Origin of the sequence: Streptomyces sp. NBC_01454, from assembly GCF_036227565.1 — a bacterium.
Taxonomy (GTDB): domain Bacteria; phylum Actinomycetota; class Actinomycetes; order Streptomycetales; family Streptomycetaceae; genus Streptomyces.
Map to the genome: position 1 here is coordinate 4343295 of NZ_CP109460.1, position 22382 is coordinate 4365676.

The 22382-nt window shown below is 71.2% G+C and carries 18 protein-coding genes; 11 read left to right on the plus strand and 7 right to left on the minus strand.

The window, feature by feature from the left end:
- Positions 1–160: 160 nt before the first annotated feature.
- The 4 genes from OIU81_RS19225 to OIU81_RS19240 form a co-directional block, all read right to left on the minus strand.
- The gene (locus tag OIU81_RS19225; protein ID WP_329154803.1) at positions 161–1741 is read right to left on the minus strand and encodes an IS1182 family transposase; all 1581 of its coding nucleotides are present in this window, start codon (positions 1739–1741) and stop codon (positions 161–163) included.
- Positions 1742–1811: 70 nt separating this feature from the next.
- Positions 1812–2489 carry a GNAT family N-acetyltransferase gene (locus OIU81_RS19230; protein WP_329149538.1) on the minus strand — a complete coding sequence of 226 codons (678 nt, stop codon included), beginning with the start codon at positions 2487–2489 and terminating at the stop codon, positions 1812–1814.
- A gap of 151 nt (positions 2490–2640) precedes the next feature.
- On the minus strand, positions 2641–3969 hold the full coding sequence (locus OIU81_RS19235) for an FG-GAP repeat domain-containing protein (protein WP_443074888.1): 1329 nt from the start codon (positions 3967–3969) through the stop codon (positions 2641–2643).
- Positions 3970–4147: 178 nt separating this feature from the next.
- Positions 4148–6415 (minus strand): (Fe-S)-binding protein, encoded by a 2268-nt coding sequence (locus OIU81_RS19240; protein ID WP_329149542.1) that lies wholly within the window; start codon positions 6413–6415, stop codon positions 4148–4150.
- A gap of 288 nt (positions 6416–6703) precedes the next feature.
- Between OIU81_RS19240 and dnaK the strand changes: the two genes are divergently transcribed.
- Genes dnaK through OIU81_RS19260 form a run of 4 tightly spaced genes read left to right on the plus strand, consistent with a single transcriptional unit; the run spans position 6704 to position 10891 of the window.
- On the plus strand, positions 6704–8566 hold the full coding sequence (gene dnaK, locus OIU81_RS19245; RefSeq protein ID WP_329149543.1) for a molecular chaperone DnaK: 1863 nt from the start codon (positions 6704–6706) through the stop codon (positions 8564–8566).
- Positions 8563–9222: a nucleotide exchange factor GrpE gene (gene grpE / locus OIU81_RS19250; protein WP_329149545.1), complete on the plus strand. Its 660-nt coding sequence runs from the start codon at positions 8563–8565 to the stop codon at positions 9220–9222. Before dnaK ends, grpE begins: the two co-directional genes overlap by 4 nt.
- A gap of 45 nt (positions 9223–9267) precedes the next feature.
- Positions 9268–10437: a molecular chaperone DnaJ gene (gene dnaJ, locus OIU81_RS19255; RefSeq protein WP_329149546.1), complete on the plus strand. Its 1170-nt coding sequence runs from the start codon at positions 9268–9270 to the stop codon at positions 10435–10437.
- A gap of 1 nt (position 10438) precedes the next feature.
- The gene (locus OIU81_RS19260; RefSeq protein ID WP_329149548.1) at positions 10439–10891 is read left to right on the plus strand and encodes a heat shock protein transcriptional repressor HspR; all 453 of its coding nucleotides are present in this window, start codon (positions 10439–10441) and stop codon (positions 10889–10891) included.
- Between the two features lie 81 nt (positions 10892–10972).
- Here the strand turns inward: OIU81_RS19260 and OIU81_RS19265 are convergent, their stop codons facing one another.
- Positions 10973–11377, minus strand: a complete 405-nt coding sequence (locus OIU81_RS19265) for a hypothetical protein (protein ID WP_329149550.1) — start codon at positions 11375–11377, stop codon at positions 10973–10975.
- Between the two features lie 240 nt (positions 11378–11617).
- Positions 11618–12022, minus strand: a complete 405-nt coding sequence (locus tag OIU81_RS19270) for a pyridoxamine 5'-phosphate oxidase family protein (protein ID WP_329149552.1) — start codon at positions 12020–12022, stop codon at positions 11618–11620.
- A 366-nt stretch (positions 12023–12388) separates the two neighbouring features.
- On the opposite strand from OIU81_RS19270, the gene clpB reads away from it, so the two are divergent.
- A complete protein-coding gene (gene clpB / locus OIU81_RS19275; protein WP_329149554.1) occupies positions 12389–15019 on the plus strand; it encodes an ATP-dependent chaperone ClpB in 2631 nt (876 codons plus the stop codon).
- A gap of 237 nt (positions 15020–15256) precedes the next feature.
- On the plus strand, positions 15257–15793 hold the full coding sequence (locus OIU81_RS19280; RefSeq protein ID WP_329149556.1) for a YbjN domain-containing protein: 537 nt from the start codon (positions 15257–15259) through the stop codon (positions 15791–15793).
- Positions 15794–15874: 81 nt separating this feature from the next.
- Here OIU81_RS19280 and OIU81_RS19285 read toward each other — a convergent pair whose 3' ends face one another.
- A complete protein-coding gene (locus tag OIU81_RS19285) occupies positions 15875–17053 on the minus strand; it encodes a pyridoxal phosphate-dependent aminotransferase (RefSeq protein ID WP_329149558.1) in 1179 nt (392 codons plus the stop codon).
- A 199-nt stretch (positions 17054–17252) separates the two neighbouring features.
- Between OIU81_RS19285 and OIU81_RS19290 the strand changes: the two genes are divergently transcribed.
- From OIU81_RS19290 to OIU81_RS19310, 5 genes are all read left to right on the plus strand, one after another.
- Positions 17253–17525 (plus strand): hypothetical protein, encoded by a 273-nt coding sequence (locus OIU81_RS19290; protein WP_329149560.1) that lies wholly within the window; start codon positions 17253–17255, stop codon positions 17523–17525.
- Between the two features lie 326 nt (positions 17526–17851).
- Positions 17852–18451: a DUF2617 family protein gene (locus OIU81_RS19295; protein ID WP_329149562.1), complete on the plus strand. Its 600-nt coding sequence runs from the start codon at positions 17852–17854 to the stop codon at positions 18449–18451.
- 178 nt (positions 18452–18629) lie between these two features.
- Positions 18630–20348: a polyamine aminopropyltransferase gene (locus tag OIU81_RS19300; protein ID WP_329149564.1), complete on the plus strand. Its 1719-nt coding sequence runs from the start codon at positions 18630–18632 to the stop codon at positions 20346–20348.
- A gap of 135 nt (positions 20349–20483) precedes the next feature.
- Complete coding sequence (locus OIU81_RS19305; protein ID WP_329149566.1) at positions 20484–21401, plus strand: SRPBCC domain-containing protein; 918 nt, start codon at positions 20484–20486, stop codon at positions 21399–21401.
- 85 nt (positions 21402–21486) lie between these two features.
- On the plus strand, positions 21487–22380 hold the full coding sequence (locus tag OIU81_RS19310; protein WP_329149568.1) for an aldose epimerase family protein: 894 nt from the start codon (positions 21487–21489) through the stop codon (positions 22378–22380).
- The last annotated feature ends 2 nt before the right edge of the window (positions 22381–22382 follow it).

Consider the following 22382-nt stretch of genomic DNA (forward strand, 5'->3'; position numbering starts at 1 on the left):
TGAATCCAGCCACGTACTCGAAAGTACCTGGTCCGCGTGGATCCGGTGGCGGAGCAGGGGGATCGGGGCGGGGTTTGCTGCTGACCTGTGACATCCCCTAGAAGACTCATGAAGATCTTGCTGAGGGGTCGTTCGGCCGCAGGCCGGGCGGCCCCTCCGGCTATGTGCTGGCCGGGGCGAGGTGCCAGGTTCCGTTGGTTCGGTTGAGTCCGAGGTTGATCAGTCGGCGAAGGTTGAGGGCGGCTGCTCGGGTGTGGAGCCAGGTGTCGTTCTTGATGGTGCCGCGGTAGCGGAGTTTGCGGTTGCCGTGGTGGACGAGCCAGGCGACGGCACGTTCGACCGGTGGTCTCCAGCGCCGGTAGTCGGCCTGCCAGTCGGGATCGGTGGCGGCCTGCTGGCGGGCGGCGGCGAGCAGATCGTGGTGCGGACGGATGGTCAGGATCCGCCCGGCCTTGGCCTTGGTGCACCGCTCACGAAGGGGGCATCCGGCGCACACGTCCTTGAACGAGGCTTTGCGCTGGTGGTGCTGCCCGGCGGGAGCGGATAAAGGGACGGTGTGTCCGGCGGGGCAGGTCACGGTGGCGGCGACGGTGTCGATGACGAAGTCGTCGAGGGTGAAGCCGCCAGGGACGGCGGGCCGCAGCGGTGCGGGTTTGAGGAACAGCCGGTGACCGGCGGTTTCGAGGCTGTGGCGGGCGTCACCTGTGGAGTAGGCGGTGTCACCGAAGGCGTCAACGGGCTCGTCCTCGTCGGTGAGCAGGTCGATTCCGACCATCGCCTCGTGGTGCTCGGGACCGGCTCCGGGCCGCAGGGCGACGGCGGTGTATAACCCGGTCTCGGGCTCAATGGCGAGGTGGGCCTTGAAGCCGTCCTGCTGGTGGGTGCGGGTCTTGTGCACGTGCCGGGCTTCGGGGTCGACAGTGGAGACCATCCGGTTCTGTGCGGTGCCTTGGGTGATGCGCCAGCGCCCGTCGCGGCCGTCGGAGTCCTCGGCGGGCTCCACGTCCTGGCCCGCGACCAGGGCCAGGATGCCGACCGCGTTCGCGGCCTTCTCGCCGAGCTGCTGCTCGGGCAGGTGGCCCAGCAGCCGCAGCGCGTCACCGACCAGGGCGTCGACCAGGTCGGCACGGGCCTGCTCGTCGTTCCAGGCGATCCTCGGCTTGCCCGGGTCGTTGTAGTCGTGCGCGGTGCAGTGCACCGCGACCACCTCGCCGGCCCCGGGGACGTCCCGGATCACCGCCCGGATGGCGGCGATGATCTGGGTGACGGTGTCCTGGGTGGCCACCGCGTCATCCAGCACGGTGGAATCCAGCGCCCGGCGGTGCTTGCCCTTGAGGACACCGGTGGCCTTCACGACCTCCCGCACAGCCTCGAACACCCGGTTCGGCCGGGCGGAACGGGCCAGCCGGCGGCGGAAGTAGGCCAGCAACGACGGATCGAACGCCATGTCATGAAGGCCCAGTCCGCAGGCTGCCTTCCACCTCAGGTCGCACCGCAGTTCCTGGACCGTCTCGAAGTCCGACAGCCCGTGCAGGGCCTGCAGCGTGATCGCCGAGGCCAGGATCTGCGGCGGCATACTCGGCCGCCCGTTCGCCGACGGGTACATGTCCGCGAACATCTCCGCTTCGAACAGCGTGCTGCGATGCTCGGCCAGGAAAGCGAACACACTCCCCGCCGGGATCAAATCCCGGCAGGTCTCCCACACATCCGGCCCGACCGTCTCCCCGGCCCATTCCCCCATCACCACAACAAGCAGTCTGGCCCCGCCGCTCACGCGGCGGGGCCAGAACTCCAAGATCTTCATGAGTCTTCTAGGGGGTTCCCCGAGGGGGGAGGGGGGCGGAAGGGGGCGTCCAGCGGAGGGTGAGCTGCGGCAGGTTCTCCATGTTGCCACTGCCGTCGTCCGTGGCCACGACGCGGAAGCCGTGGTGGGCGTAGAACGCCCGGGCCTCCGCGTTGAGTTGGAAGACGTGCAGGGACAGGCCGGCCGGGCGGTGGCGCTGTGCCGCGGCGAGCAGCAGGCTGCCGATGCCGGCGCGGCGGACGTCAGGGCGCAGATAGAGCTGGTCGAGCAGCTCGTCCCGGACGCTGGCATAGCCGAGGATCTCCGCTCCACGGGCGGCGACCACGGTGTGACACTGCGGCAGCACGATCTCCCGGATCCAGCGGGTGACCTCGTCCTGGGTACGGCGCCGGGGCGGCAGATAGGGCATGGTGACCTGCCGCGATGCCAGGTGGATGGCGGCTATCGCCGGGGCGTCGACGGGCAGGGCGAGCCGGATGGTGAGGGGCGGGGCGGGGGCGGCAGCGGGTGGGGTGCCGGTGCTCATGTTCATGCTCGTGTTCACTTTCATGGTCCCGTTCGTGCCGGTGCCGGTGCCGGTGCCGGTGCCGGTGCTGAGGCCGAGGTCGTTGGCTGTGCTGGTGTCCGTGTCGCTGCCGGTGGCCGTGCCTGTGCCCGTGCCGGCGCGGGAGCCCGCATTGTCCATGCCGTCATGGTCGGGTCGCGCCTCGGGGGCGGGCAACTGCATTGTTCACGGGGCGGTTTGGCGGGGTGCTGACGGCGAGTCGGATGTGCCGTGAACTGTGGCGGTCGTGCGCCCACGGCCACCGCGGCCCTGAGTGGTGGTCATGAACCGGTCAGGGAGCCGTGAAATCCGCCGTGGTGAACGAGAGGGCGGGCTTCGGGGCGAGGCCTGACGGGCCGCCGGGGTGGACCGTCACCCTGTCGTGGGTGTGGCCGCGCCGGGTCAGCAGTACGAGGTCGGCATGGTGGTCGCCGTCGAAGTCGGTGAGGGCGAGGACCGTGGAGAGCGGGCGGCCGGTCCCGGGGAGGCGGGGCACCGTGAGGCGGTGCACGGTGCTGGACAGCCCCTTCGGGGAGCCGGCGAGGAAGGCCGGGCGGGTGCCGCCTATGACGAGGTCGGTGTAGCCGTCGCCGGTCACCTCGGCGGCGGCGAGCGTGGGCGTGCCGCCCGTGTCCGTGCGGAGCGTGCCGGGGCGGCCGGCGACGGACAGCAGGCCGTCGGTGCCGGCGGTGACCGGAGTCGGGCCCCGGCCGCCGGCGGAGAAGCGGCCGAAGACCGTGGCGTAACCGGGCGGATACGCGGCCGGCCCCGCGCGGACCGGGCCCCGGGGGCCGCCGAGCGCCAGACGGCTGCGGGCCGGGCGGCCGGGGCCGGCGGCGCGCACGAGGAGGTCGTCGGCGCCGTCGTGATCGAGGTCGGCGGCGGAGGAGAGGGGGGCCGCGGCGGCCAGGGCGGTGCCCGGAACGGCGACCGGTGCGCCGGCCGCCCTGGGGGCGCCGGAGCGGGTGAACGGGCCCCGGAGGTAGCTGATCCGGGGGCCGGAGGCGGTGACGGCCAGGTCCTCGGCGCCGTCCCCGTCGAAGTCGCCGCAGACGGGCTGGTCGGGCCATTCGTTGCCGAAGCGGGCCCGGGCGGGGATGCGCAGCCGCACGGCACGGCCGGCGCCGAGGCCCCGCGGCGAGCCGAAGAGGAGCTGGACGGGGACGGGCGGTCGGCCGATGCCGTCGTACGGCGGGTCGGTGGTGACGACGAGGTCGCTGAAGCCGTCCCGGTCGAGATCGCAGACGGTCTCGGCCTCGAAGGACGCGGGCACGGTGGTGCCGGTGGGCGCGGCGTTCCGGGCCGGGGTGAGCAACTCCCGGATGGCCGGGGCGAGTCCGTGCGCCGATCCGTAGACGATGCCGATGCCCGGGTCGTCGTCATGGCCCCCGGCGGGCGCCAGCAGGCTGTCGACGACGAGGTCTCGATGGCCGTCCCCGTTGAAGTCCTGGGCGGTCCTGCTGCCGTGGCCGGCGGGGACGGGGCGCGCGGCGGGGAGCGAGGAGGCGCGGTGCCGGGCGGCGGGGCGGCCGGCACCGGAGGGGGCGAACGGATGGCAGGAGCTGAGGAGAAGGGCGAGCACGAGCCCGCACCCCGCTGCCACGGCGGACCGTCCTCGCATGCCGTCCCCACCCCGTTCGTCGCGCTGTTGTCGTGTGCGTCGTGGCGCCATTCGCCGCCCCTGATGCTCCCCGGCGGCGGCCGTCCCGCAACGCCGGCCGCGGGCCTGTGGAAAACGCCGGCGGCCGGCCCCGTACCTCTACGGGACCGGCCGCCGGACAACGTGCGTCACCGTGCGGCTATTGCACCGGCTCCGGCTCGGGGGCGTCTTCCGTCGCCTCGTCGCCCGCCGGGTCGACGGGGGTCCTGACGGAGTCCAGCAGCAGCTGGGCGACGTCGACGACCTGGATGGATTCCTTCGCCTTGCCGTCGTTCTTCTTGCCGTTGACCGAGTCGGTCAGCATGACGAGGCAGAAGGGGCAGGCCGTCGAGACGATGTCGGGGTTGAGCGACAGGGCCTCGTCGACGCGCTCGTTGTTGATGCGCTTGCCGATGCGCTCTTCCATCCACATCCGGGCACCGCCCGCGCCACAGCAGAAGCCGCGCTCCTTGTGGCGGTGCATCTCCTCGTTCCGCAGGCCCGGCACCTTGGCGATGATCTCGCGCGGCGGCGTGTAGACCTTGTTGTGGCGGCCCAGGTAGCAGGGGTCGTGGTAGGTGATCAGGCCCTCTACCGGCGTGACGGGGATCAGCTTGCCCTCGTCGATGAGGTGCTGGAGCAGCTGGGTGTGGTGGATGACCTCGTACTCGCCGCCCAGCTGGGGGTACTCGTTCGCGATGGTGTTGAAGCAGTGCGGGCAGGTCGCGACGATCTTCTTCGAGGACTTCGGCTTCTTGGTCGACTCGTCCTCGTCATCCTCGCCGAAGGCCGCGTTCAGCGTGGCGACGTTCTCCGCGCCGAGCTGCTGGAAGAGGAACTCGTTGCCCAGACGGCGCGGCGAGTCACCGGTGCACTTCTCGTCGCCGCCCATGATCGCGAACTTCACGCCCGCGATGTGCAGCAGCTCCGCGAAGGCCTTGGTGGTCTTCTTCGCGCGGTCCTCCAGGGCGCCGGCGCAGCCGACCCAGTAGAGGTACTCGACCTCGGTGAGGTCCTCGACGTCCTGGCCGACGACGGGGATCTCGAAGTCGACCTCCTTGGTCCATGCCAGGCGCTGCTTCTTGGCCAGGCCCCAGGGGTTGCCCTTCTTCTCCAGGTTCTTCAGCATCGTGCCCGCCTCGCTGGGGAAGCTGGACTCGATCATGACCTGGTAACGGCGCATATCGACGATGTGGTCGATGTGCTCGATGTCGACCGGGCACTGCTCGACGCAGGCGCCGCAGGTGGTGCAGGACCACAGGACGTCGGGGTCGATGACGCCGTTCTCTTCGAGGGTGCCGATCAGTGGGCGCTCGGCCTCGGCCAGCGCGGCGGCGGGAACGTCCTTGAGCTGCTCCTCGCTCGCCTTCTCTTCGCCTTCCGCGGTCTTGCCGCCGCCGGCGAGCAGATACGGGGCCTTGGCGTGCGCGTGGTCGCGCAGCGCCATGATCAGCAGCTTCGGCGACAGCGGCTTGCCGGTGTTCCAGGCCGGGCACTGCGACTGGCAGCGGCCGCACTCGGTGCAGGTGGAGAAGTCGAGGATGCCCTTCCAGGAGAAGTGCTCGATCTGCGAGACGCCGAACTGGTCGTCCTCGCCCGGGTCCTCGAAGTCGATCGCCTTGCCCTCGCTGGTCATCGGCAAGAGCGCGCCCAGCGCCACGTCACCGGACGCCTCGCGCTTGAACCAGATGTTGGGGAAGGCCAGGAAGCGGTGCCAGGCGACGCCCATGTCGGTCTTGAGGGCGACCGTGATCATCCAGATGAAGGACGTCGCGATCTTGATCCCCGCGACGAGGTAGGTCAGATTCTGGATCGCGGTGAGGCTGAGCCCCTTGAAGGCCACGATCATCGGGTACGAGGCGAAGAACCCGATCTCGTAGTGGTCCACACCGTGCTGGACGCCCTCCAGGGCGCGCAGCGTCATGATGCACACGCCGACGATGAGGATGACGGCCTCGACGAAGTACGCCTGGCCGAAGTTGGAGCCCGCGAAGCGGGACTTGCGGCCCGCCTTGCCGGGCTTGCTCAGCTGGCGGATGACGATCAGGGTCACGATGCCCAGCGTCGTCGTCAGGCCGAGGAACTCGACGAAGATCTCGTACGGCAGCCAGTCGCCGATCAGCGGGATCAGCCAGTCGGCCTGGAAGAGCTGGCCGATGGCGTTGACGATCGTCAGCAGCAGGGAGAAGAAGCCCACGGCCACGAACCAGTGCGCCACCCCGACGACGCCCCAGCGGTTCATCCGGGTGTGGCCGAGGAACTCCTTGGCCACCGTGACCGTGCGGTGCTTCGGATCGTCCGTCCGGGTGCCGGCGGGCACCGGCTGACCCAGCCGCACGAAGCGGTAGATCTGCAGGATGGCACGGCCGAACAGGGCGACGCCGACCGCGATTAGGACCAGCGACACAATGATCGCGGCGAGTTGCATGGGTGGCTCCTCGAACCTGCGAGAGCGGAAAACTGAGCGGAACTACTAAGCGGTAACTTTTCGGGTCTGCGCTGAGGTTACCCATTCTCCCGGACCCCATGAAGCCGCCCGGCCGGTGATCTGCGTCGCGAAGGCAACCCTCTGTGGCCCTGCGGGCGTCTCCGTGGAGACGTAGTGACGATAAGCGCGATATAAAACTTGAGCGCTGCCGACTCACGTCTGTTGACAGGCTTTCTTCCGTGCTGCACTGTTGAGCCTGTTCCACTCAAGTCAGCTGGAGGAATTGAAATGGCACGTGCGGTCGGCATCGACCTGGGCACGACGAACTCCGTCGTCAGTGTTCTCGAAGGCGGTGAGCCCACCGTCATCACCAACGCCGAGGGCGCCAGGACCACGCCGTCCGTCGTCGCCTTCGCCAAGAATGGCGAGGTGCTGGTCGGCGAGGTCGCGAAGCGCCAGGCGGTCACCAACGTCGACAGGACCATCCGGTCGGTCAAGCGCCACATGGGCACCGACTGGAAGATCGACATCGACGGCAAGGGCTTCAACCCGCAGCAGATGAGCGCCTTCATCCTGCAGAAGCTCAAGCGCGACGCCGAGTCGTACCTCGGGGAGAAGGTCGTCGACGCGGTCATCACCGTTCCGGCCTACTTCAACGACTCCGAGCGTCAGGCCACGAAGGAGGCCGGCGAGATCGCGGGCCTGAACGTCCTGCGTATCGTCAACGAGCCTACCGCCGCGGCCCTGGCCTACGGCCTGGAGAAGGACGACCAGACCATCCTGGTCTTCGACCTCGGTGGCGGTACCTTCGACGTCTCGCTGCTGGAGATCGGCGACGGTGTCGTCGAGGTGAAGGCCACCAACGGTGACAACCACCTCGGTGGTGACGACTGGGACCAGCGCGTCGTCGACTACCTGGTCAAGCAGTTCCAGAACGGCCACGGCGTCGACCTGGCCAAGGACAAGATGGCGCTCCAGCGGCTGCGCGAGGCCGCAGAGAAGGCGAAGATCGAGCTGTCGTCCTCCACGGAGACGACGATCAACCTTCCCTACATCACCGCGTCCGCCGAGGGCCCGCTGCACCTGGACGAGAAGCTCACCCGCTCGCAGTTCCAGCAGCTCACCTCGGACCTCCTGGACCGCTGCAAGACGCCGTTCCACAACGTGATCAAGGACGCGGGTATCAACCTGTCCGAGATCGACCACGTGGTCCTGGTCGGCGGCTCGACCCGTATGCCGGCCGTCGCCGAGCTCGTCAAGGAGCTGACCGGCGGCAAGGACGCCAACAAGGGCGTCAACCCGGACGAGGTCGTCGCCATCGGCGCCACCCTCCAGGCCGGTGTCCTCAAGGGTGAGGTCAAGGACGTCCTCCTGCTGGACGTCACCCCGCTGTCCCTCGGTATCGAGACCAAGGGCGGCATCATGACCAAGCTCATCGAGCGCAACACCACGATCCCGACCAAGCGGTCCGAGATCTTCACGACGGCCGAGGACAACCAGCCGTCCGTGCAGATCCAGGTCTACCAGGGCGAGCGCGAGATCGCGGCGTACAACAAGAAGCTCGGGATGTTCGAGCTGACCGGTCTGCCGCCGGCCCCCCGCGGGGTCCCGCAGATCGAGGTCTCCTTCGACATCGACGCCAACGGCATCATGCACGTGACCGCGAAGGACCTGGGCACGGGCAAGGAGCAGAAGATGACCGTCACCGGCGGCTCCTCGCTGCCGAAGGACGAGGTCGACCGGATGCGCCAGGAGGCCGAGCAGTACGCGGACGAGGACACCAAGCGCCGCGAGGCCGCCGAGACCCGCAACCAGGCCGAGCAGCTCGTCTACCAGACCGAGAAGTTCCTCAAGGACAACGAGGAGAAGGTCCCGGGCGAGGTCAAGACCGAGGTCGAGGAGGCCGTCACTGAGCTGAAGGAGAAGCTCAAGGGCGAGGACACCGCCGAGATCCGTACGGCCACCGAGAAGGTCGCGGCCGTCTCGCAGAAGCTGGGCCAGGCCATGTACGCCGACGCCCAGGGCGCGCAGGCGGCCGGTGCCGAGGGCGCCGCGGACGGCGCCGAGCAGGCCAAGGCCGACGCCGCCGACGACGTGGTGGACGCCGAGATCGTCGACGACGAGAAGCCGAAGAAGGATGGTGCCGCGTGACGGAGGAGACCCCGGGCTTCGACGAGAAGCCCGACGTCCCTTCCGACGCCGCTCCCGAAGACGCGGCGCAGGCCGAGTCCGCCGACAAGGCGGGCTCGGCCCCGGCCGGGGACGTACCGGACGTAGCGCTCCAGGCGCAGCTGGACCAGGTGCGTACGGCGCTCAACGAGCGCACGGCGGACCTCCAGCGGCTCCAGGCGGAGTATCAGAACTACCGCCGTCGGGTGGAACGGGACCGGATCACGGTCAAGGAGATCGCCGCGGCGAACCTCCTGTCCGAGCTCCTTCCCACCCTCGACGACGTCGGCCGTGCGCGTGAGCACGGCGAGCTGGTCGGCGGCTTCAAGTCGGTGGCCGAGTCGCTGGAGACCGCGGTCGCCAAGCTGGGGCTGCAGCAGTTCGGCAAGGAGGGCGAGCCCTTCGACCCGACGATCCACGAGGCGCTGATGCACTCGTACGCACCGGACGTCACCGAGACGACGTGCGTGGCGATCCTGCAGCCCGGGTATCGCATCGGTGAACGAACGATCCGCCCCGCGCGGGTAGCCGTCGCCGAGCCGCAGCCGGGTGCGCAGGGCACCAAGTCCGGATCCGATGACGACGTACAGGGCGCCAAGGCTTCGGACGAGGAGAACGGTGGCCCGGACGAGGGCTGACGTGAGCGCAGACAGGAAGACCGTGCGGGAGGAGGGACGTCGGGGATGAGCACCAAGGACTTCGTCGAGAAGGACTACTACAAGGTCCTCGGCGTCCCGAAGGACGCCACCGAAGCGGAGATCAAGAAGGCGTACCGCAAGCTCGCCCGCGAGTTCCACCCGGACGCCAACAAGGGCGACGCCAAGGCCGAGGAGCGCTTCAAGGAGATCTCCGAGGCGAACGACGTCCTGGGCGACAGCAAGCGCCGCAAGGAGTACGACGAGGCGCGGGCGCTGTTCGGCAACGGCGGGTTCCGGCCGGGACCCGGCGGGGGCGGCGGCAACTTCAACTTCGACCTGGGTGACCTCTTCGGGGGCAGCCAGGGCCAGGGCGGCGGCGGTTTCGGCGGCGGCCTGGGCGATGTCTTCGGCGGCCTGTTCAACCGCGGCGGGGCCGGCCCGCGCACCCATGCGCGCCGCGGCCAGGACATCGAGTCCGAGGTGACGCTCAGCTTCACCGAGGCGGTCGACGGGGCCACGGTCCCGCTGCGGATGTCCAGCCAGGCGCCGTGCAAGGCGTGTTCGGGCACCGGCGACAAAAACGGTACGCCGCGGGTCTGCCCGACCTGTGTCGGCACCGGCCAGGTCAGCCGGGGTGCGGGCGGCGGCTTCTCGCTCACCGATCCGTGCGCCGACTGCAAGGGCCGGGGCCTGATCGCCCAGGACGCCTGCGAGGTCTGCAAGGGCAGCGGGCGCGCCACCAGTGCCCGCACGATGCAGGTCCGTATCCCCGCGGGCGTCTCCGACGGGCAGCGCATCCGGCTGCGCGGCAAGGGCGCCCCGGGCGAGCAGGGCGGTCCGGCCGGCGATCTGTACGTGGTCGTGCATGTCGACGGCCACCCCGTCTTCGGCCGCAAGGGCGACAACCTCACCGTGACGGTGCCGGTCACCTTCCCGGAGGCCGCGCTCGGCGGTGAGATCAAGGTGCCGACGCTGGGCGGCCCGCCGGTGACGCTGAAGCTGCCGGCCGGCACCCCCAACGGACGCACCATGCGGGCCCGCGGCAAGGGAGCGACCCGCAAGGACGGCACCCGCGGTGATCTGCTGGTCACCATCGAGGTGCTGGTCCCCGGTGACCTCAGCGACCAGGCCAAGGCGTCGCTGGAGTCGTATCGCGAGGCGACCGTGGGTCCGGACCCACGGGCGGAGCTGTTCCAGGCCGCGAAGGGAGCATGAGATGGACAGCCGGGGCGGGCAGCGTCGTAACCCGTATGAACTGACCGAAGAGTCGCCGGTGTACGTCATCTCCGTCGCGGCCCAGCTCTCCGGCCTGCATCCGCAGACGCTTCGGCAGTACGACCGGCTGGGGCTGGTCTCGCCCGACCGCACGGCCGGGCGGGGCCGCCGCTATTCGGCCCGGGACATCGAACTGCTCCGTACGGTGCAGCAGTTGTCCCAGGACGAGGGCATCAACCTCGCCGGCATCAAGCGCATCATCGAGCTGGAGAACCAGGTCGCGGCCCTGCAGCAGCGGGTCGTCGAGCTCCAGGGCGCCCTGGAGGGCGCGGCCAGCACGATGCGGCAGCGGGAGGCGGCGGTGCACGCCTCCTACCGGCGCGATCTGGTGCCGTATCAGGACGTGCAGCAGACCAGTGCGCTGGTGGTCTGGCGGCCCAAGCGGTCCGAGTGACGGGCCGGCCGGGCGGCCGCCCGGCGCGGGAAACGGCGAAGGGCCGGGGAGACCCGGCCCTTTTCGCTGTGTCGGGGCGGTTCAGCAGCCGCTGTATCCGGCGGTCGGCATGGACAGCCGCCGGTGTACGTGGGACTTCATCGCCAGGGTGTAGACCGGCTCGTCGAGGTCCGCGGTCTCCAGCCGGACGCCGGCCGCGGCGCACCGGGCGCTGAACTCGTCGGCGCCGTCGATGGCGTTCTCCAGCGCCCGCCGGTTGGGCGTCACGAACACATCGACCAGGCCCTCTTCGACGTCCCGCCACAGCGCGCCGTGGTCGGCGCGCAGCTGGTGCAGGCTGAGGCGGCAGGTGAGGTGGTACGCACGGGCCGCCGCCCACTGGGTGCACATGTCGTGCTGGCTGCGGTCGTCGACCAGAAACGGATCCTCGTCCAGCTCGGACAGCGGCATCAGGCAGGCGATCGCCGTGACTCGGACCGAGTTCATCGTGCCCTCCGGGGCGTGGCGACTGTGGGGGCGACGATACCCCCGTGGGCGGCCCGTGGTGGAGGGGCTGTACCGGGTGGAGAGGCGTATCCGCAGGCGTGGCAGATCTTCCAGCCGTCCTGATTGACGGCGAGCTGCCCGCCGCAGCGCGGACAGAGCTCGGCCCGGGGCCGTGGCCCGGCGGCGCCGGGACGGTGCGGAGCGGTCGTCATGAAGCGCGGGGCCGACGCCATGCGGCGCTCAGGCCCGGCCCATGGCCCGGGTCACCGCGATCTCGATCATGACGCGGTCGGGGTTGGGGGCCGGCGTCCGCCCGTACCGCTCGGCGTACCGGCGTACCGCGTCGGCCACCGATTCGGCGTCCGTACGTACCCGCGCCCGGCCCTCCAGCGTCGCCCAGCGCCCTTTGTCGACCTGGCAGACGGCCACCGTGGCACCGTCGGCGCCGGCGGCGAGGACGTTCTTGACCTTGGCGCTGTCCTTGCGGGTGATGATCCGCGCGATCCGCTGCCCGGCGTCGTAGGTCACGCCCACGGGGACGACGTGCGGGGTGCCGTCCGGGCGGGGGGTGGTGAGCGTCGGCATCAGATACTCGCCCCAGAAGGCGAGGTATTCCGGGCTGAGGGCACTGAGGTCATGGGCCATGGGGGCAAGCGTAGTTCGCGGCCGTGGCGGTGGCGGAAGCCCGGCGGGGGCGGCCGTCCCGCCCGACGGCGCGGTCGTCGTGCGGGCCGCCCGGCGTCGTCTCGACGATCATGGCGGTGCCGTCCCGGGACCTCCCGCGCGTGGCCGGAAGCCGGCGCCACCCGGGCGCGGCCGCCGGTGACGGCGGGTGCGCTGCGGTTCACTCACGGGGAGCGGGCGCGCCGGACGGGGGCCGGCACTCCCCAAACGGGCCTTGAGTGCACTAGACTCAACTTATCGCATGCTGGTGTGAGCAGGAAGTGCCGGACCGGGAGCCAGGCCGGGCAACGTGGCTGTTCAGGACGAGTCGAGGAGGATCACGAGCACGTGGACGCCGAGCTGACCAACAAGAGCCGGGAGGCGCTGAGCGCCGCCAACGAGCGGGCGGTCACCGCCGGGCATGCGGACATGACGTCCGCGCATCTCCTGCTCGCGCTGCTGGCCGGGCAGGACAACGAGAACATCATGGATCTGCTGTCCGCGGTCGAGGCGGACGCCGCCGCCCTGCGCAACGGGGCCGAGCGGCAGCTCGCCGCGCTGCCCAGCGTGCAGGGCTCGACGGTCGCGCCGCCGCAGCCGGACCGCGATCTGCTCTCCGCCATCGCGGACGCCACCCAGCGCGCCAAGGAGCTCGGTGACGCCTATGTCTCCACCGAGCACCTCCTGATCGGTATCGCCGCCAAGGGCGGGCGGACCGGCGAGCTGCTGGCCCAGCAGGGTGCCTCCGCCAAGAAGCTGCTGGCCGCCTTCGAGGCCAGCCGTGGGGGGCAGCGGGTGACCAACGCCGACCCGGAGGGCACGTACAAGGCCCTGGAGAAGTTCGGCACGGACTTCACCTTGGCCGCCCGGGAGGGCAAGCTCGACCCGGTCATCGGCCGGGACCACGAGATCCGGCGGGTGGTGCAGGTGCTCTCCCGCCGTACGAAGAACAACCCGGTGCTGATCGGCGAGCCCGGTGTCGGCAAGACCGCCGTCGTCGAGGGGCTGGCGCAGCGGATCGTCAAGGGCGACGTGCCCGAGTCGCTGCGCAACAAGCGGCTGGTCGCGCTGGACCTCGGGGCGATGGTCGCGGGGGCCAAGTACCGCGGTGAGTTCGAGGAGCGGCTGAAGACCGTCCTGGCGGAGATCAAGTCCAGCGAGGGCCAGATCATCACCTTCATCGACGAGCTGCACACGGTCGTCGGCGCGGGCGCCGGCGGCGACTCGTCCATGGACGCCGGCAACATGCTCAAGCCGATGCTGGCCCGCGGTGAGCTGCGCATGGTCGGCGCCACCACCCTCGACGAGTACCGCGAGCGGATCGAGAAGGACCCGGCGCTGGAGCGGCGCTTCCAGCAGGTGCTGGTCGCCGAGCCGACCGTCGAGGACACGGTGGCCATCCTGCGCGGGCTCAAGGGCCGCTACGAGGCCCACCACAAGGTGCAGATCGCGGACTCCGCGCTGGTCGCCGCCGCCTCCCTCTCGGACCGCTACATCACCTCCCGGTTCCTGCCCGACAAGGCCATCGACCTGGTCGACGAGGCCGCCTCCCGGCTCCGGATGGAGATCGACTCCTCGCCCGTGGAGATCGACGAGCTCCAGCGCGCCGTCGACCGGCTCAAGATGGAGGAGCTGGCGCTGCGGAACGAGACCGACGCCGGTTCCGTCCAGCGCCTGGAGAAGCTGCGCAAGGACCTCGCCGACAAGGAGGAGGAGCTGCGCGGTCTGACCGCCCGCTGGGAGAAGGAGAAGCAGAGCCTCAACCGCGTCGGCGCCCTCAAGGAGAAGCTCGACGAGCTGCGCGGACAGGCCGAGCGCGCCCAGCGCGACGGCGACTTCGACACCGCCTCCAAGCTGCTCTACGGCGAGATCCCGGGCCTGGAGCAGGAGCTGGAGGAGGCGGCCGCCGCCGAGGCCGAGCAGGAGGCGTCCAAGGAGTCCATGGTCAAGGAGGAGGTCGGGCCCGACGACATCGCGGATGTGGTGGGCGCCTGGACCGGCATCCCGGCCGGCCGGCTGCTGGAGGGCGAGACGCAGAAGCTCCTGCGGATGGAGGAGGAGCTCGGCAAGCGGCTGATCGGCCAGACCGAGGCGGTCCGGTCGGTCTCCGACGCCGTCCGCCGCACCCGCGCCGGCATCGCCGACCCCGACCGCCCCACCGGCTCCTTCCTCTTCCTCGGCCCCACGGGTGTCGGCAAGACCGAGCTGGCCAAGGCCCTCGCGGACTTCCTCTTCGACGACGAGCGGGCGATGGTCCGGATCGACATGTCGGAGTACGGCGAGAAGCACAGCGTCGCGCGGCTGGTCGGCGCGCCGCCCGGCTATGTCGGCTACGAGGAGGGCGGCCAGCTCACCGAGGCGGTCCGCCGCCGCCCGTACTCCGTCGTGCTGCTGGACGAGGTGGAGAAGGCCCACCATGAGGTCTTCGACGTCCTGCTGCAGGTCCTCGACGACGGACGGCTCACCGACGGGCAGGGCCGCACGGTCGACTTCCGCAACACCATCCTCATCCTGACCTCCAACCTCGGCTCCGGCTTCCTGATGGACCCGCTGCTCAAGGAGGAGCAGAAGAAGGAGAAGGTGCTGGAGACGGTCCGGGTCTCCTTCCGGCCCGAGTTCCTCAACCGCCTCGACGACGTGGTGGTCTTCCATCCGCTCGGCACCGACCAGCTCCAGCGGATCGCCCGGATCCAGCTGGACCATCTCCAGCGCCGTCTCGGCGACCGCCGGCTGACGCTGGACGTCACCGACCGCGCCCTGACCTGGCTCGCCTGGCTCGGCCAGGAGCCGGTCGTCGACGCCCCGGCCCCGGACATGTCCTACGGCGCCCGCCCGCTGCGGCGCCTGGTCCAGACGGCCATCGGCGACCCGCTCGCCCGCGCCATCCTGTCCGGCGAGGTGCTCGACGGGGACACCGTGCGGGTGGACGTGGACGGCGACCAGCTGTCGGTGGAGCCGGTGGGACAGGACGCCGGCTGAGCGGGGCGCTGCGGCCGTGGCGCCCGGCCCCCGCGCCCCGGCCCGGGCGCCGGGCGCACCGGCGGGGTCCGCCGCCGGGCCGCCCCGCGGGGCTTTCCCGGCCGGGCGGCTCCGGCCGGCCGGCACCCGCGGGCGTGGCCCGGACCGACACCTTGCCCGCATCCGCCTCGTCCCCGGTTGCCAGTACGGGGCGGATGTGGGGGAGGATGGCAGGGACCATACGAAGGGAATTCCACGGTGAGCATCGACCCGTCCTCGATTCCGAATTTCGGGGGCCAGCCCGAACCCGAGCCCTCGGGGCCTGAGGGTCCCGTCGTGCCTGACCAGGACCTGGTCAAGCAGCTCCTCGACCAGATGGAGCTGAAGTACGTCGTCGACGAGGAGGGTGACCTCGCCGCTCCGTGGGAGCAGTTCCGCACGTACTTCATGTTCCGGGGCGAGGAGGAGCAGCAGATCTTCTCCGTCCGTACGTTCTACGACCGTCCCCACGGCATCGACGACAAGTCGAAGCTGCTGGAGGCGATCGACGACTGGAACCGCCGGACGCTGTGGCCCAAGGCCTACACCCACACCCACGACGACGGCACGGTCCGTCTGATCGGTGAAGCATCGATGCTGATCGGCACCGGTGTCTCGCTCGAACACTTCGTGTCGAGCACGGTCAGCTGGGTTCGCGCCTCGATCGAATTCGACAAGTGGATCGTCGAGCAGCTCGGCCTGGAGGCCGAGATCGAAGGCGACTCCGACGACAAGCCGGGCGACGACGAGGCCTGAGCCCCGTCCACAGGTGCGGCTGCGCGGGCCCCGGAGCTTTCGGCTCCGGGGCCCGCGTCGTCATGTGAGCGGCTCGCCCGCTCAGAGCTTCTGCAGCCGGCCGGCCGCCTCCCGCAGGACGTCCACGCCCTTGCAGAACGCGAAGCGGACGTAGGGCGCACCCTCGTCCTTGTGGTCGTAGAACACGGCGTTGGGGATGGCGACGACGCCGGCGCGTTCGGGCAGGGCGCGGCAGAAGGCGAAGCCGTCGTCGTGGCCGAGGGGGCGGATGTCGGTGGTGATGAAGTAGGTGCCGGAGGGGGCATAGACGCGGAAGCCGGCGTCGGACAGTCCGCGTGCCAGGACGTCGCGCTTGGTCCGCAGGTCCTCGCGCAGGCCGGTGTAGTAGCTGTCCGGCAGGGCGAGTGCCTCGGCGACGGCGTACTGGAAGGGGCCGGCGGAGACGTAGGTGAGGAACTGCTTGGCCGCGCGGACGGCGGTGACCAGCTCGGCGGGCGCGGTGACCCAGCCGACCTTCCAGCCGGTGAAGGAGAAGGTCTTGCCGGCCGAGCTGATGGTGACGGTGCGTTCGCGCATGCCGGGGAACGACGCGAGGGGGACGTGCTCGCCCTCGAACACCAGGTGTTCGTAGACCTCGTCGGTGACGACGAGGAGATCGCGCTCGACGGCGAGGCGGGCGATCTCGGCGAGTTCCCCGGCGGACAGGACCGTGCCGGTGGGGTTGTGCGGGGTGTTCAGGAGGATGAGGCGGGTGTGGTCGGTGACGGCGTCGCGCAGCTCGTCGAGGTCGAGGCGGTAGGCACCGGCCTCCGGGTCCGGGCGCAGGGTCACCGGGACGCGCCGGGCGCCCGCCATCGCGATGCACGCGGCGTAGGAGTCGTAGTACGGCTCCAGCGCGATGACCTCGTCGCCCGGCTCCAGCAGCGCCAGCAGTGCGGCCGCAATGGCCTCGGTGGCGCCCGCGGTGACCAGGACCTCGGTGTCGGGGTCGTAGGACAGGCCGCGGTGCCCGTAGAAGCGCTCCTGGTGGGCGGCGACGGCGGTGCGCAGCTCCGGGACGCCGGGGCCGGGCGGGTACTGGTTGCCGCGGCCGTCGCGCAGGGCGCGCACCGCGGCCTCCCTGACCTCCGGGGGACCGTCGGCGTCGGGAAAGCCCTGGCCGAGGTTGATGGAGCCGGTCCGTACGGCAAGTGCCGACATTTCGGCGAAGATCGTGGTGCCGAATTCGGCGAGGCGGCGGTTGAGCAGCGGTCGGTCCATGCCGGCCATCCTCCGCCGAACCTCTGGAGTTCCTCAACTGTGCTTTGAGACCGCGTGGCCTGGGCATCAGCCCCGCACGAAGGACAGTGACGGCCGTCGACGAGGACGGCCACCGGCGCGGGACGGCGCCGGGGCGGCGCACCGGGCGCCGGACGGAGCGGATGCCTCGCTTCGGGGGAGCGAAAGGAGTGTGAGGCACATGGGGATCGTGATGTTTCTCGTGATCTGCGCGGCGGTCATCGGGCTGGTGGCCCTGGCCTCGCGGGGCGGTACCGGGCGCGGGGGAAGCTCCGGCAGTTCGGGCGGCTGGTGGGCCGGCGGTGACAGCTCGGGCGGCGGCCACCACGGCGGCGGGCACCACGGCGGCGGGCACCACGGCGGTGGGCACCACGGGTGCGGCGGCGGCCACTCCTGCGGGGGCGGTGGCTGTGGTGGTGGCGGTGGCTGCGGTGGCGGAGGCGGCAGTTCCTGATTCGTGGGGACCGCTTTTCACGGCATGATGCGGGGGGCTCATTGCTCATCGCATATGCGTACGGCGGGTGCGGGGGGAAACCCCAACACCCGCCGTACGCTTGGTTGTTGAACAACTGAACTGCAAGGCCCCCGCGCGGATGTAAACCCGGGTGGAGATGGGTAAAAGCGCTGTGGGCGACCGGGCTTTCATGATTCCCTCTTCATCAGAGAATCCCCCACGTTCTCCGATCCCACGTGGGCACGAGCCGGCAGGCAGTCGTACATTCCTGATCCTTCTCGGGCGGGCCGGCCCACCATTCCACTGCGTGCTTGCGGAGCCGACCCATGCTCACCACTTTGACAGCGGCGTACACCGATACCCGTGCATCCGACCTGGCCTGGGCGCTGGGCAGGGAACCCCTGCCGGCGCTCGCCGTACTCGATCTTCAACTCCATGGCGCACAGCTGCAGTTGAGGCTGCTCGGCGCCTCTCACCAGGTGCTCCTGGAGGAGGAGCGCGGTACGTGCTCCGAAACGGTCGCCTGTATGCCGGGCAGCAGCACTCCGCTGCCGCTCGGTGTGGCGAAGCGGCTGGGGGAGTGGGAGTACGAATTCGCCGCCCATGTGGAGACCCTTTCGCGCGGCTCGTTCGCCGGGCGGGCGCAGGAATTGCTCGCGCTGGTGGCCGAGCATCCGCACGGCCTGGCCGGGACGTTTCCCGGTTCGCCGCACGCCTTCACCGCGATGCTGGCGCAGTGTCAGCAGGGGCAGGTGCGCTGGCGGACCTGGCACGCGTATCCGCAGGAGGGACGCTTGGTGGCCACCCGTACCCGCGTGGGCGTACGGACGGCGGTCGCGGCGGTCCAGCGGGAACCGGGCGAAAGTGACCGGTCCGGTCGGCGGGAGCATGCGGGGGCGTGGGCGGGACGAGGAGCGCGAGCGTGATGCGCCGGGGGTGTGGAGGTCCAGCGGGGCGCGAAGGGCGGGGTGCGCGCGGTCTGTGCAGCGCGAATGCCCCCGCGGCGCCCTGTGTGCCCGCGCCGTCCCAACTGCCGTGCGGTGCCCGCAGACTGTACTCGTGTGGGTGACGGAGAGCCACGGAATCGTCACGTAACGTTCACGCATGATCGACCCGTCAGATCCCGCTCCCACCGGAGTCGTCGGGCCGCCGGAGGACCTGACACCGGCGCGGCTGCCCGTGCCGGCCGGGCTCGGCCGACTGCTCGTCCTCGGCGTCGTCTTCGTCTGCGCCGCCTGCGGTCTGGTCTATGAACTCGAACTCGTCGCGCTGGCCACGTATTTGGTGGGCGACTCCGTCACCCAGGCCTCGGTCGTGCTGTCCGTCATGGTCTTCGCGATGGGGGTGGGCGCGCTGCTCGCCAAGCGGCTGCGCTGCCGGGCGGCGGTCGGCTTCGGCGCGGTCGAGGCGGGCCTCGCGCTGGTCGGCGGCGCCTCCGCGATGGCGCTCTACGCCTGCTTCGCATGGTTCGGCCAGTCCCGCTCCGCGCTCGTCGGCTTCTCCCTGGCCATCGGCATCCTGATCGGTGCCGAGGTGCCGCTGCTGATGACGCTGATCCAGCGGGTGCGGCGGCAGGACGCGAGCGGTGCGGTCGCCGACCTCTTCGCCGCGGACTATGTCGGTGCGCTCGTCGGCGGCCTGGCCTTTCCCTTCCTCCTGCTGCCGAGCTTCGGCCAGCTGACCGGCGCGCTGCTGACCGGCGGCGTCAACGCGGTGGCTGGGGGCGTGCTGGTGCTGTGGCTCTTCCGCCGCGATCTGACCGTCCGCGCCCGCTGGGCGCTGCTCGGCGTCAACGCCCTGGTCCTCGCGCTGCTGGCCATGGGCGTGGTGCTGGCCACGCCGTTCGAACGGGCCGCCCGGCAGGCGGTGTACGGCTCCTCGGCGCGGGTCGCGGTGCAGACCGGCATCCAGGAGGTGGTGATGACCGGCGGCACGGGCGACGGAGCCGGTGCGGGGCGGGGGAGGAAAGGTTCCGGCGGGCCGCTGGCGCTGTATCTGGACGGCCGGCTGCGGGTCAGCGCGGAAACCGAGTTCCGTTACCACGAAGCGCTGGTGCATCCGGCGATGGCGGGCGGTCCGCACCGCCGGGTGCTGGTCCTCGGCGGCGGCGACGGGCTCGCGGTGCGCGAGATCCTGCGCTATCGCTCGGTCCGCTCGGTGACCGTCGTCGAACTCGACCCGGGCGTCCTGCGGTTGGCGCGGACCGACCCGGGCCTGTCCCGGCTCAACCGGCACTCGCTCGCCGATCCACGGGTGAGGGTGGTGACCGAGGACGCCTTCGACTGGCTGCGGCAGCAGGGGATGAGACGCCGGCGGCAGACCCCCTATGACGTCATCGTCTCCGATCTTCCCGACCCCGGGATCGCCGCGAGCACCAAGCTCTACTCACAGGAGTTCTACGGTCTCGCCGCGCGGGTGCTGGCCGGTGACGGGCGGCTGGTGGTGCACGCCGGGCCGCCGGTCGAACGGGCGCGGCTGTACTGGACGGTGGAGGCGACCATCCGCTCCGTGGGCCTGGCGACCGTGCCGTACCGCGTGCCCGGCCGGCTCGCGTCCTTCTACGGAGGCCCGGACCGCACGTCGCACCCTCTCCCGCTGGTGGACGCGGAGGTGCCCGCCGCCGCGCCCTCGGCCGGGCGGGGGCGGTACTGGGGCTTCCTCCTGGCCTCGCGGCACCGCCTGCGGTTCGGTCTGGCGCCCGACGCGCCCCCGCTGGCGGGCCTCGGCCGGGAGGAACTGGAGGCCGGCCGGCGGGGGGCGGTCCGTGACCGCATCCCGGGTCTGCCGGCGTCGACGCTGATACATCCGCGCTATCGCGGCTGAGCGGGGCGGCACCGGAGCCGGCGCGGTCGGCGGCCCGTAGGGGGAGCGTGCGGGCGCGGTCCGGTGCGGTCCGGTGCGCGGAAAAGCGTGCGTGGGCGGGCACGGGTCCGGGCGTGCTGGGTAGGCTCCCATGTCATGGAGCATGAGGTGTACGTTCCGTTTCCCGTCGGGACCGTGCGGCAGGCGCTCACCGAGCCCGAGCGGGTGGCGCGCTGTGTCCCAGGAGTCCAGCTCGATGCCGACGCGGCCCCCCGGCGCGCGGAGGGACGGCTGCGGCTGCGCATCGGAAGCTCCACCATCACCTATCGCGGCTCGCTGACGGTCGCCGCCGCGGACGACACCCCTGGTGGTGACGGTGCGGCCGCCGTGGTGACCTTCGAGGCGAAGGGCGCCGAGTCGCGCGGCGACGGGGCGGCGGTGCTGTCCCTGACCCTGCGGCTGTTCCCGGCCACCGAGCCCGGCCCCGGTACGCGACTGGTCTGCTCCGGCACGGTGCACAGCGACGGCCGGCTCGCCGAGGCCACCGGTCACGCCGCGGCGGTGGCCGGCCGCCGGCTGCTGGACCGCTTCGCGGCGAACCTGACGGAGGAGCTGCGGCAGCGGCCGGCGGGGCAGCCCGGGGGCGGCGCGGAGTCCGGGGCGTCCGGTACCGAGGTACCGCCGCCGACACGGGACCCGCTCGACGAGGAGGACACCCTCGGGACGGCGGACACCGGCGGGGTGGCCGGTGCCGAGGACCTCGATGCCGTCGAGGACCTCGACGCGGACGAGGCGGCGGACGCCTTCCACGCCGCGCACGAGGAGCGGCCGGAGCACGCGTACGGCCATGACGAGGACGGGCTCGCCCCCGCCGAGGCCGCTCATGCCCGCCGGACGATGATCGGGCGCAGCGCGGAGGAGGTCGACCACGCCCCGCCGCGCGGGCGGTATGCGCCGGTGCCCGCGCCCGAACCGCATACCGCCTCGATGACGCTGCGCTGGGCGGCGCCCGCCGCCGCGGTCGTGCTGGCGTCCGCCGTGGTCGTCGGCCGGGTACTGCGCCGGCGCCGCTGACCTCGCCGTTCGCGGGCCGCGACGGCCGGTTGCCGGGCGGCCGGGGTCCCGCGCGCCGTACCCGGGCCCCGCTAGGGTCGCCTGCGTGAGTACCGACAACACCACGCAGAGCGCAGCGCGGACCGAGGCGCCGGAGGGCGTACGGCTGGCCGCTGGAGACGCCGAAGTGATCGTCCGGCCGGACAACGGCTGCCGGATCGCCGGCCTCCGTGTCGGCGGCACGGAGCTGCTGCGGCAGGGCGACCATTACGGCTGCTTCCCGATGGTTCCGTGGTGCGGCAGGCTCGATCACGGGCAGTTCCGCAGCGGTGTCGCCGTGGGCAAGCGGGCGCACGTCGGCGCCGAACTGCACCAGATGCCGCTCAATGCCGCGCCGCACGCCATCCACGGCACCGGCCGCAACCTCCGCTGGCGGACGGCGCGTTCGAGCGCCACGGAAGCGGTCTTCACCTATGAGCTCACCGACCCGGCGGCCCCCTGGCCGTACCCGGGCCGGGTCACCCAGCTCGTCGAACTGGCCGGGGACGGCGGCTCGCTGACCGTCACTCTGGGGGTCGAGACGATCGATGACTCCTTCCCCGCCCAGGCCGGCTGGCACCCCTGGTTCCTGCGGAACCTGGGGGAGGGCGGCGAGGACGTCCGCCTCGACTTCGCGCCCGAGTGGCAGGAGGAGCGGGGCGAGGACCATCTCCCGACCGGCCGGCGGATCCCGCCGGTGCCGGGCCCCTGGGACGACTGCTTCGGTATGCCGCAGGGCGTGGAGGCCACGCTCACCTGGCCGGGCCGGCTGGAGCTGACGGTCAGCAGCCGCGCCGAGTGGGTGGTGATCTACGACGAGCAGGAGGCCGCGGTCTGTGTCGAGCCGCAGTCCGGGCCGCCGAACGGCCTCAACACCATGCCGCGCCTGGTCACACCCATCGATCCGCTGGAGATCTCCATGACCTGGAGCTGGCGGAGCCTGTCCGGGGACAGCGCCTAAGC